The sequence below is a fragment of the Aquibacillus halophilus genome (assembly GCF_009649745.1).
In the GTDB taxonomy this organism is placed as follows: Bacteria; Bacillota; Bacilli; order Bacillales; family Amphibacillaceae; genus Aquibacillus; species Aquibacillus halophilus.
The window spans coordinates 52,538-64,783 of sequence record NZ_WJNG01000013.1; the positions used below are offsets into that span (position 1 = coordinate 52,538).

Sequence of the window (12,246 nt, forward strand, 5' to 3'; positions counted from 1 at the left end):
ATTATTCACCTAATTGTTCCATCTTATTAGCCTGCTCTTCAACAATAAGAGCATCAATAATCTCGCCCATTTTACCTTCTAAAATTTGATCTAGTTTTTGAATGGTAAGACCAATTCGATGATCGGTTACACGGTTTTGCGGGAAATTATAGGTGCGGATACGTTCTGAACGATCGCCAGTACCAACTGCAGACTTTCTGGTTTGATCATATTCTGCCTGTGCTTCCTGCTGGAACTTATCATAAATACGAGCACGCAAAATTTTCATCGCTTTTTCTTTATTTTTAATTTGAGACTTTTCATCCTGCATAGAAACGACAATTCCAGTAGGCATGTGAGTCAATCTGACTGCTGACATTGTTGTATTAACACTTTGACCACCTGGTCCACTAGAAGTGAACGTATCCACTCTGATATCGTTTTCGTGAACGTCAATTTCTACTTCCTCGGCTTCAGGCATTACAACAACAGTTGCCGTTGACGTATGGATTCTACCGCCTGATTCCGTTTCCGGAACACGTTGAACACGGTGCGCACCATTCTCATACTTAAAGCTAGAATAGGCACCTTTACCATTAATCATAAAAATAATTTCTTTGTAACCACCAACACCAGTAGAGTTAGTATCCATTACATCAAGTTTCCAGCCCTGTGTCTCCGCATATTTAGAATACATACGGTATAAGTCACCCGCAAACAATGCCGCCTCGTCACCGCCGGCAGCACCTCTAATTTCCATAATAACGTTTTTATCATCATTTGGATCTTTAGGTAAGAGTAATATTCTTAATTTCTCTTCTAATTCTTCTTTATGCTCATTTAATTCGCTAATTTCTGATTTAACCATGTCATACATTTCTTTGTCCAAATCATCTTCAAGCATTACTTTTGCATCGTTTAACTGAGAAGAAACATCTCTATATTCCCGATACGCATCCACTATATCTACTAAATCAGATTGTTCCTTAGAGTATTCTCTCAATTTATTGTTATCACTTATCACTTCTGGGTCGCTTAATAATTCATTTAATTTATCATAACGAGCTTCTAATGATTCTAATCTGTCTAACACGACTTCCACCTCTTTCTCCTTAACAGTCTAATTATAGTACAGGAGAAAACCCCCGTCAAAAGGCATTTACGAAATGCTCCATAGATTAAGTTATTCTATGGTGACATGAATGTTATAATATTGAACCACAGCTTGGATAGCTGATGTTATATTTGTTCGCCAATCTTCCATTTCCATATCAGTCATCGGCTGATTTAATTCAACTGTTACATAAGCATCTCTTTGATTAATCGTTACTCTACGGACATTAACATCAGGCATTCTTTCCGCAGCATCTTTAATCATTTGCTTATCCTTGATTATATCTAAATTTTCTCCAGTTCGATTAAATGTTCTAGGACCGGGCTGATTAATTTGTGTAAATCCTTCATCGGTTGTTTCAAAACCTTCAGGACCAAAAGGTGCTTCTGGATCACGAATCACTTCAGAATGATCCTGTTGACACGATGTAGTAAAAAGTAATAGAAAAGTAAGAAACATAATAGTAGGATATCTCATCCGGTAAATCCTCCTCGCATAGTCACACTTACAATTAGTATTACCAGCAAGTCGAATATTAAAGAGGTTTAAGCGAACTTTTTTTATTTTTCATCAACACGAGCTTGATTAACTCAAAAACCTGTTTTGGGCGAATAGTTATGATTTTGAGGTGAATTAATAGAGTATTGGGGTGAATACCACAAGTTATCGGGCGAATGCGGGCAACAATGGGGCGAATCAACGAAAACTCGGGGTGAATCAGCCGAATCACAAAAGTAAAAAACGAGCTTGATGTTAATTAACACCGAGCTCGTTTAGGGTACTATTTATAATTTGCTATATTTGAAGCAGTTAGATTAAATGTTAGCTTAGGTTTATTTGGAACCTGATGGTGGTGACGACATCTAGGTTCATAAGCTTCTGAGGCACCAACCAAAATAATTGGGTCATCATATGAAGCCGGCTCTCCGTCAATTAAACGTTGTGTTCTACTAGCTGGCGAACCACAAACGGGACAAATGGCACTTAATTTCGTTACATTTTCACTCAATGCCATCAAATTAGGCATAGGGCCAAATGGTACTCCACGAAAGTCAGTGTCTAATCCGGCAACAATTACACGATAACCATTGTTTGCTAATTCATCAACTATATCAACTATTTTTTCATCGAAAAATTGAACTTCGTCAATACCTACTACATCAACATCATCATCCATAAAATTTAGAATGTCCTCTGAAGAATCAACTGGTCTAGCCAGGATTGATGTACCATTGTGTGAAACAACAGACTCCTCTGAATACCTACTGTCAATTGCAGGTTTAAAAACTCTCACTGATAAATTACCATATGTAGCACGACGGACACGCCTGATAAGCTCCTCGGATTTACCTGAAAACATGCTGCCACAAATAAGTTCTACCCATCCACTTTGTTTCATTACATACACGAGCGGGCCTCTCCCTTCGTAAGTTAGACAAAACTGCAAAGTCATATCATCATGTTATAAATGCTTGTCTCTTATTCAAGAGAAAATAAAAGACGGATAACAACCTGATTCGCTTGTCCATTAATTGCTTTATTTTAACTATTATACACCTAATAGCTTCGTCATTATCTGATAAAATTCTACCATTTTTCTCTATAAATATCAGGCTTATTTTGAAAATTCCCTGAAACTAATTTACTAAAGGTTAAAGGGAAGCCAATGTTAAGCTATATTTTATTTTTATTTAAGAAAGTAAAAAAACAGGCAAAAGTTAGACAATTTGCCTGTTTCTCCTCAGACTGACCGAGGCCAATCTGATTTTATTCCATCTAGTCGCACTCCCGAACCAAGTCGGATCCACGCAAAATGTGGAACTAGCTTTAAACTTAGCCAAGGTTGTATTTTTTCTTGAAACGATCCACACGGCCGCCAGCTTTGTCAGCTTTTTGCTTACCTGTGTAGAAAGGGTGAGATTCTGAACTAATCTCTACACGGATTAATGGGTATGTGTTACCATCTTCCCACTCAATAGTCTCATCAGAAGACTTAGTTGATCCAGTAAGAAACTTGTAATCAGAACTTGTATCAAGGAATACTACTTTTCTGTAACTCGGATGAATTTCTTTTTTCATGTCTTTCCACTCCTTTTGCCCTGAATCCCTTGGAAACAGAGTTATTGTAGAGCTACAAAGCTAAAGCTTAGTAGCATTACCATTTGAAGGGTACACCTTCGAACAGTATAAAACTCACACAGAAAGATTATAACAGTGTAAATATTGCATTGCAACAACTTGTTTATTATTTTGGCGCTATTCCACTTAGATAAGCCGCCCACATTTCGCTACGTTCTACGATTCATACCTTTTCGCTTCATTTCGTCATCCATATTTTGGTAGAACTCTTCATTATTTTCCGAAGCCCTTAGACGTTTTAAGAAACGTTCAAGAAAGTCTGGTGAATCCTGCATTGTTTTCCTGATCATCCACATCTTATCAAGCTTGTCTTTAGAAAGAAGTAGTTCTTCTTTCCTTGTACTTGATTTTACAATATCAATGGCAGGGAAAATCCGACGGTTGGCAAGATTTCTATCTAAGTGCAACTCCATGTTTCCTGTCCCTTTAAATTCTTCATAAATAACTTCATCCATACGTGAACCTGTATCTACTAGAGCGGTAGCCAGGATTGTGAAGCTTCCACCTTCTTCGATATTTCTTGCAGCACCGAAGAAACGTTTAGGACGGTGGAACGCTGCGGGATCAATACCACCAGATAGCGTTCTTCCACTTGGTGGAATAACCAGGTTGTACGCTCTTGCCAGTCTTGTGATACTATCCATCAAAATAATAACGTCTTTCTTGTGTTCAACTAAACGCATCGCACGTTCTAGTACTAATTCAGAAACCTTAATATGGTTTTCTGGTACTTCATCAAAGGTTGAGCTAACAACGTCTACATCTGGGTGAACAGACCGCTCGATGTCTGTAACCTCTTCCGGTCGCTCGTCCACTAATAAAATGATTAATTTTGCATCTGGATGGTTTTCTGAAATGCTGTTAGCAATTTGCTTTAATAGCATTGTTTTACCGGCTTTCGGTGGAGCTACGATTAATCCACGTTGGCCGTATCCTACTGGTGTAACCATATCAATAATTCGTGTGGAGATTTTTTTCGATTCTAATTCCAGTCGCATTAATCGATCCGGATAAAGAGGAGTTAAAGCTGGAAAATGAACTCTTTCTTTAGCTATTTCGGGGTTCTCACCATTAACAGCATCTACATGCAGTAAGCCGTAATACCTCTCATTTTCCTTCGGTGGTCGTACCTTTCCAGATACTGAGTCACCATTCCGCAGATCAAATCGACGTATCTGTGAAGCGGAAATATAAATATCCTCTGCACTTGGCGAGTAATTAATCGGTCTTAAGAAACCAAAACCTTCTGATGGAATAATTTCCAAAATACCATCCATGAATAAGAAACCACTTTTTTCAGCCTGAGCCTTCAAAATGGCAAAAATTAATTCTCTTTTTGTTAATTTAGAATAATAAGAAACTTTAAATTCTTTAGCTTTTGCATAGAGATCCTTTAATGTCATCGCCTCTAATTGAGCTATCGTTACTGTTGCTTCAGCCACAAAATCACCACACCTATTAATTTTTATATTTTAGTACCTTTTTCAAATGACAAGACAAATTAATCTTTTTAGTTAAAACAAAAAAGTAGAGTATTCTATTATATTATGTAAGGACACATTTTTATCTGATACCTCTATATCATTGATAAATAGCTTATACTTACCTTCTTCTGTCTACCACATTACTAATTGGGTTGGATAAGTTGAATTGAAAAATGAAGTCTTTTCGGAAAATGGTTTCGCTGCTAATACTTTCATGAAGAATTTCAGTGGAGTATTTTACTTTTAAAACTGCGCTTTTCCAAGAAGAAAAAGTGAAAAGCCATTAAGCTAGAATAGAAGTTTGTAACTTTACATAGATAGGATAGCCAAAATCTACTTTTATTAAACCTTTTTATATAGTACCTTTTAAAGTCATAATATTCAACTCTATTTTACACTTATATTCACGTTTGTGACTTGATTTTTTAAATTTAAATAGTGTTTTTAGTTAAAAAGACAGTTTTTTCTTATAAAAAATGAGGAAAAAGTGAGATTTAGGAAAGTAGTAAAGGAAGCTAGAATATCTAGCTTCCTATTTTTTAGTTCCTTTGTTTCCTGCATGTCCATTTTATGCAAACCTGATTTTTATGAATTTTGGAACTGTTCTATTTCTTCTTCTGACATTTCTTCACGCCAAATCTTTGCACCCAAATTGGATAGCTTCTCAGTGATTTGTTCATAACCACGATCAATGTGTTCTAGACCAGTTATTTCCGTCACACCATCTGCCATTAATCCTGCTACAATTAGGGCTGCACCTGCTCGAAGATCACTTGCTTTGACTTTTGCCCCTTCTAACTGAACAGGACCCGAGACGATAGCTGAACCACCCTCAACCTTAATCTGGGCATTCATTCTTCTCAATTCATCAATATGTTTAAATCTTGCCTGATAAATCGTATCTGTAACAATACCCGTTCCATGTGCACGTGTTAATAAGGATGTAAATGGTTGCTGTAAATCGGTTGGAAATCCTGGGTGTACAAGCGTTTTTATGTCTACGCTCTTCAGTCGTTTGGCTGGTTGGATTAGCAGTTGTTCATCGCCTTCCTCAATTGAAACCCCCATTTCTCGAAGTTTCGCCAATAAAGGCTCAAGGTGTTGAGGGATAACATTGTCAATTAGGACCTTTTCACCTTGCGCAGCAGCTAAGATTGTATAAGTACCCGCTTCAATTCGATCAGGAATAATCGTATGCATGCAGCCTGTCAGTGTGTCAACACCTTCAATCCGAATTACATCAGTTCCAGCACCTTTAATTTTAGCACCCATACTTGTTAGTAATGTGGCTACATCGATAATCTCTGGTTCTCTTGCTGCGTTTTCTATAATTGTTTTGCCTTTTGCTTTTACAGCTGCCAGCATAATATTTATTGTTGCGCCGACACTAACGACATCTAAGTATATTCGTGCACCTCTTAATTCGTCAGCACGTAAATAGATGGCTCCCTGTTCATTTGTTACTTTGGCACCCAGTGCTTCAAAACCCTTAATGTGTTGATCAATTGGTCTTGGCCCTAGATGACATCCTCCAGGCAATCCGATAACTGCTTGTTTAAATCTACCTAACATTGCACCCATAAAATAATAGGAAGCACGAAGTTTCTTTACTTTGCCATTTGGTAATGGCATTGAAGTCATTTGACTTGGATCAATATGGAGTGTTTGGCCTTTCCATGAAACAGTACCTCCAATTTCTTCAAGCAAATCACTTAATGTGTCAACATCTGATATTTGTGGCAATCCCTCAATCATAACCTTAGAGTCAGCTAGTATAGCGGCTGGTAAAAGTGCTACTGCACTATTTTTAGCTCCACTAACTCTTACTTTACCATTTAAAGGATAGCCTCCTTCAACGAGTATTTTTTGCATAGGAAACTCCTCACTTTTAGAGGTTGTAGTAAAATACGGAATGGATAGAATTATCAGTGATAATCTAATCTAATCCGACTTTTAAACTTACCAAAAAAAATAAATTTTAAATTAACAACCTTAGTTTGCACAAATTTACCAATTCAATACAACTTTTTTATAACTTGCTAATACATATACTTCGATTAAATCACACGGTTTATGTCCACCATAAACCAAATTTAGGGAATTAGCTATTAGAGATTGCGCTAAATGAGCTGATAATACTATTTTATTATATCATTCTTTAAGGGGTTACTTCATTTCCCTTAAATTTATCCCATTTTAACATAAAAAAGACTACCATCCAAGGTAGTCTGTTTTATCTACATTTATTATTGTGCTTGATTTGATGAACCAAACTCGCGCATTTTTCCAATTACTGTTGCTTTAATCGCGTCACGACTTGGTCCCAAGTATTTACGTGGGTCAATTTGGTCTGGTTGTGCAGCCAATACTTCACGCACTACTTTTGCTTGTTGAATTTGGTTTTCAGTGTTTACATTAATTTTTGATGTGCCATAAGAAATCGCACGTTTAATGTCTTTTGTTGGAATACCAGTACCACCGTGTAATACAAGTGGAACGCTAGCAGCAGAACCAATTTCTTCCATTTCCTTAAAGCCAAGGTTCGGTTCACCTTTATACGGTCCGTGAACAGATCCAAGTGCTGGAGCAAGACAGTCAATACCAGTACGTTCTACAAGCTCTTGACATTCCTTTGGATCAGCATAGATTACACCATCAGCGATAACGTCATCTTCTTGTCCGCCAACAACACCTAATTCAGCTTCAACCGAGACACCATGAATATGAGCTAGTTCCACAACTTTAGAAGTGGTTGCAACATTATCTTCGAATGGGCCGTGGGAAGCATCAATCATAACTGATGTGAAACCAGCGTGAATTGCTTTCGCACATGCTTCAAAGCTTGAACCATGATCTAAGTGGATTGCAACTGGAACTGTTGTACCATAAGACTCCATAAGAGATTTAACCATAGCAACGACTACGTTGTATCCACCCATATATTTTCCAGCGCCTTCTGAAACCCCAAGAATAACTGGTGATTTTTCTTCTTCAGCAGCCTGTAATATAGCTTGAACATATTCTAAGTTGTTAAGGTTAAATTGGCCTACAGCATAACTGTTTGCTTTTGCAGTTTCTAGCATTTCTTTCATTGATACTAGTGGCATTATATTTCCTCCTTAAATTATATGTAACAAAAATAGATTATTATAGCCAGTCAATGCTTCTTGTTTTGATTGGGTATAGTATTAGAATACCAAGTCTAAACCAAAGGTGCAACACAACAAGAAACAGTAAGCGTTTTCTTCTGAAAAAAACTAATATTCTCTTTTATAGTTATATGTTTTATTAAAAGTTTCATACAAATCAAATTCTAAACAAGCTATGTATTTATCAAGGTTTTGCAACCATCTTACTTAATCTAGTATTTTAAATATATTTTTTTGAAGAAATTATGTATAAATTATGAAATATTAATTCAAAAGACGATTAATATGCTTTCGAGCGTCTTCTACATCAAAAGGTTTTGCAAAGACCTCTTTGACCATTGGCAGGTCTTTCACTTTTGCAGCAGCTTCTTCCGCCAATCCGCTCATGATGATGGCTGGTATTTTTTCACCTAGCTGATCTAAATGATTTAAAACTGCAAATCCATCCATAATGGGCAATTTAAAATCTATAATAAGTAAATCAGGTTTAGATTTCTCTATCTTATCCAAAGCTTCTTTACCATTTTCCGCAGTAACAACCTGATAGCCTTCACCTTTAACTATCTCTTCTAGCAGTAACCGAATTCCTAACTGGTCGTCGACAATCATTACTGTTTTCCCCATTTAGCTTGTCCTCCTAACTCAATTCGAACTTATCTATGTCTATGTATGTATATCAGAAACCACCTGTTGACAACCCTCCAATATAAGTTGCGATAAAATTTACTTGAAAACCTATAAACACCATAATTTAATAAAGTTATAGTTTAAATTCTAGAAAAATTGATAAATTCCTTTCTTTTTTATTAAAAACTAAACCCAGCTATATTACAACTGTATTACTACTTGTCTTTACATAAAAATTACAAGCTTAAATTATACAAAGAAACTCATGACACGGATTGTGACATGAGTTTTTGTGTGTTCTTTCTTAATCTTCTACTTCTATCTTAGCATAGTTTGCAACGGCAGCACCAATGAAACCATAGAATAATGGTTGAGGCCTTGTTGGGCGAGACTTAAACTCCGGATGAAACTGAGATGCTACAAACCAAGGATGATCCTCTAATTCGATTGTCTCAATTAGTCTTCCATCAGGGCTAGTCCCAGAAAAAACAAAACCTTTTTCTTCCATTTGCTCACGGAATTGGTTATTAAATTCAAATCTGTGACGGTGACGCTCATAAATTACGTCTTCATTATTGTACACTGCTTTTGTTTTTGTTCCATTTTTCAATCGACAAGGATACACTCCAAGTCTTAACGTACCACCTAAATCCGAAACATCCTTTTGCTCGGGGAGAAGATCAATAATAGGATATGGAGTAGCTGGGTCAATTTCTGCTGAGTGCGCACCCTTTAATCCTAAAACATTGCGAGCAAATTCAACTGTTGCTAACTGCATTCCTAAACATATTCCAAGTAACGGTACTTTTTCTTCTCTCGCATAACGAATTGCTTTAATTTTACCCTCAATACCTCGATCGCCAAAGCCACCAGGAATAAGAATACCATCAACGTCTTGCAGGGATGAAACAACATTTTCTTCTGTTACTTCCTCTGCATTGATCCAACGGATATTGATATCGGCATCATATGAATAACCAGCGTGTTTTAATGCTTCTACAACTGAAAGGTATGCATCAGGAAGCTCAACATACTTTCCAACTAGACCGATTGTAACTTTCTTAGAAAGGTTTCTTACACGTTCTGCTAATTTGTTCCACTCCGTCATATCAGCCGGTTGACAGTCTAAACCAAAGTGATCACATGTGATCTGATCCAAGTTTTGTTCTTGAAGTGATAGCGGAATCTGATAAAGGGTATCCGCATCTCCTGCTTCAATAACTGATTTTTCATCAATGTCACAAAACAGTGCAATCTTTTCCTTCATTTCTTGGCTAATTTCCATTTCTGTACGCAAGACAATAACATCAGGCTGAATACCTAATGATCTTAGCTCTTTAACACTGTGCTGAGTTGGTTTAGTTTTCATTTCACCAGCAGCTTTTATATACGGAACTAAGGTACAGTGAATATACATGACATTATCTCTGCCGATGTCGCTCTTTATTTGACGGATTGCTTCTAAAAATGGAAGAGATTCAATATCTCCAACCGTTCCACCTATCTCTGTTATGACTACGTCGGCATTTGTTTGTTTCCCAGCTTGAAAAACTTTATCTTTAATTTCATTCGTAATATGTGGAATAACTTGAACCGTTCCACCTAAGTAATCTCCACGACGTTCTTTTTTGATTACAGTGGAGTAAATCTTGCCTGTAGTGATATTACTGTACTTGTTCAGGTTAATATCGATAAAACGCTCATAGTGGCCTAGATCAAGGTCAGTTTCTGCTCCATCCTCGGTAACAAATACCTCACCATGTTGGTATGGACTCATCGTACCAGGGTCCACATTGATATATGGATCAAATTTCTGAATCGATACTTTTAATCCCCTATTTTTAAGTAAACGTCCCAATGATGCTGCTGTAATCCCTTTCCCGATTGACGAAACAACTCCGCCAGTTACAAAAATGTATTTTGTCACCCTTTATCCCTCTTTCTTATGGTTAATATATTATAGTATCTGATTGATGAAACACTTTAATCACAGCTTCGATATTTAATTAGAAACTTTAGCTGTGAACGGTCCTTGTTCTGTCTAATTAAACCTAAGTATAATAGGGCCAGCTAGATGATTATTACCTAGACAAAAAAATAAAAGCGCTCCCCATTTAACAGGGGAACGCTTATTTAAAAAAGTTTTGTAGAGCCCAAATAGAATTCTACTTATTTGGCAACTGAAAGTCAAGCGCGTTATTTATTTTTTTTGTCACTGTCATCGTCGTCATCATCGTCATCGTCATCGTCGTCATCAGAAAAATCTTCATCATCAGTGTCGTCATCGTCTGTGTCATCAGAGTCATCAAAATCATCGTCGTCATCAGCAGTAGAGTCATCAAAATCATCATCATCGTCATCGTCTGTGTCATCGAAATCATCATCTAAGTCTGTGTCATCAAAATCCAACTCTTCTTCGTCTAAATCTAAGTCTTCATCAATTACATCTTCAATAACTGCTTTTTTCTTTTTACGCTTGGTAGCTGCTTTTTTCTTTTTCTTCTTCGGAGGTGCTGTTACGTCTTCGTCCATTTGTTCAACAGGATACCAGCGCTTCAATCCCCATAAACCTGAACCAGTCGTCATAAAACGTCCATCAATATTTAAATCTGTATAAAATTGAGCAAGCAGCTCATCTCTCTGATTTTGCTTAAATCCTTTCATCTTAGAGATTTTATCGTACATTTCTCTGAAATCAATTGCCTTATTTTCCTCAATAAGCATAGTGTTAGCTAATTCAATCATCGACAAGAATTCAAGTTCATCTTTAGTATAATCTTTTAAGCCCACGGTCAAGCACCCCTTTTATGTAAAAGTTATTTTATCTCTTAATTATAGTAATGTATGTACATGTTGCATATTTGCAAAACCTACCATACATTATATTGTTATAAAAATCAAAAAGCAATGTTAGGCTGATACCTAGAAAATCAGTGAGGGTTACTAATAAAATTAAGTACCTTTTCAACCTTGTCAGAAGTTAGTTCACCTGAATTATCAAAGATGAGGATATTGGATTCGGGAATCTCCCAATTCACTGTTGGAACAAAATCAACTCTTGTTTCATAGTCATTCCAATTTTCCAGCTTCCATGTATCCCTTACTGTTCCTCTATCTTCAATCCGTTCTCTTTGTGTGTCAATGTCGCTCAGTGTTACAACAACAACTTTAACATCAATATCTTTTTCAGTTTTACCACTTGCGCGAATAACTTCTTTAATCCATTCTTTGTTTTTTAACTCGGATGTAAATGGAGAAATCATAAATACATCTTGTCCAACAGCTAAATTTTCAATACAAATATCTTTTGCCGTATCATATTCCAGATCTCTCATGTGCTCTTTATAAAAACTAGAGTCACGATCGTTTTTGTCCATTCCATTCATTTCAAGGAATTTTTCGACGAACCGACCACCGACTGTATCACGATCAATAAATACACACGGTTTCTTTACCGCAATTTCTCTCGCTACAGTTGTCTTCCCAGTACCTGCTACACCTACAAAAAACACTAGTTTTTGCATTGAATCCACCTCTGTTATTAGTTTGATTAATTAATATAGTTTAATCAATTTCATAATACTGATATTTTGCCAGTTTCCCCACATATAGTTGGGTTAAAACGTCCCAAACTACATGTGGATGAAACTGGCTAGTTAAGGTAATTATGAAATTGACTCAGTTAATATCTTAAACCATATACTACCAAATAAGTAGAGAAGGAGCCACATATTACTGTAACTCCTTCTCTAGA

At 36.5% G+C, this 12,246-nt stretch carries 11 protein-coding genes; all 11 read right to left on the minus strand.

The genetic code is table 11. The features are described 5' to 3' along the window. Window position 1 precedes the first annotated feature (1 nt). The 11 genes from prfA to GH741_RS15210 all read right to left on the minus strand — a co-directional run bounded on the left by prfA (window position 2) and on the right by GH741_RS15210 (window position 12,016). Window positions 2-1,072 carry a peptide chain release factor 1 gene (prfA, locus tag GH741_RS15160; protein ID WP_338079488.1) on the minus strand — a complete coding sequence of 357 codons (1,071 nt, stop codon included), beginning with the start codon at window positions 1,070-1,072 and terminating at the stop codon, window positions 2-4. Between the two features lie 90 nt (window positions 1,073-1,162). Beyond that, a complete protein-coding gene (locus tag GH741_RS15165; protein WP_153737598.1) occupies window positions 1,163-1,570 on the minus strand; it encodes a hypothetical protein in 408 nt (135 codons plus the stop codon). Window positions 1,571-1,874: 304 nt separating this feature from the next. Continuing rightward, entirely contained in the window at window positions 1,875-2,501 is a 627-nt protein-coding gene (locus GH741_RS15170) for a thymidine kinase (RefSeq protein ID WP_338079489.1), read from the minus strand. A gap of 425 nt (window positions 2,502-2,926) precedes the next feature. Beyond that, a complete protein-coding gene (locus GH741_RS15175; RefSeq protein ID WP_153737600.1) occupies window positions 2,927-3,172 on the minus strand; it encodes a type B 50S ribosomal protein L31 in 246 nt (81 codons plus the stop codon). A 209-nt stretch (window positions 3,173-3,381) separates the two neighbouring features. Further along, window positions 3,382-4,674 (minus strand): transcription termination factor Rho, encoded by a 1,293-nt coding sequence (gene rho, locus GH741_RS15180; protein ID WP_338079491.1) that lies wholly within the window; start codon window positions 4,672-4,674, stop codon window positions 3,382-3,384. Between the two features lie 627 nt (window positions 4,675-5,301). Beyond that, window positions 5,302-6,588 (minus strand): UDP-N-acetylglucosamine 1-carboxyvinyltransferase, encoded by a 1,287-nt coding sequence (locus GH741_RS15185; protein ID WP_153737601.1) that lies wholly within the window; start codon window positions 6,586-6,588, stop codon window positions 5,302-5,304. A gap of 374 nt (window positions 6,589-6,962) precedes the next feature. Further along, window positions 6,963-7,823 (minus strand): class II fructose-bisphosphate aldolase, encoded by an 861-nt coding sequence (locus tag GH741_RS15190; RefSeq protein ID WP_153737602.1) that lies wholly within the window; start codon window positions 7,821-7,823, stop codon window positions 6,963-6,965. Window positions 7,824-8,129: 306 nt separating this feature from the next. Then, complete coding sequence (locus tag GH741_RS15195) at window positions 8,130-8,489, minus strand: response regulator (RefSeq protein WP_153737603.1); 360 nt, start codon at window positions 8,487-8,489, stop codon at window positions 8,130-8,132. A 307-nt stretch (window positions 8,490-8,796) separates the two neighbouring features. Beyond that, on the minus strand, window positions 8,797-10,419 hold the full coding sequence (locus GH741_RS15200; RefSeq protein WP_338079492.1) for a CTP synthase: 1,623 nt from the start codon (window positions 10,417-10,419) through the stop codon (window positions 8,797-8,799). 269 nt (window positions 10,420-10,688) lie between these two features. Next, window positions 10,689-11,282 (minus strand): DNA-directed RNA polymerase subunit delta, encoded by a 594-nt coding sequence (gene rpoE, locus GH741_RS15205; protein ID WP_338079493.1) that lies wholly within the window; start codon window positions 11,280-11,282, stop codon window positions 10,689-10,691. Window positions 11,283-11,422: 140 nt separating this feature from the next. Further along, window positions 11,423-12,016 (minus strand): P-loop nucleotide/nucleoside kinase family protein, encoded by a 594-nt coding sequence (locus GH741_RS15210; protein WP_153737604.1) that lies wholly within the window; start codon window positions 12,014-12,016, stop codon window positions 11,423-11,425. Window positions 12,017-12,246: the final 230 nt, after the last annotated feature.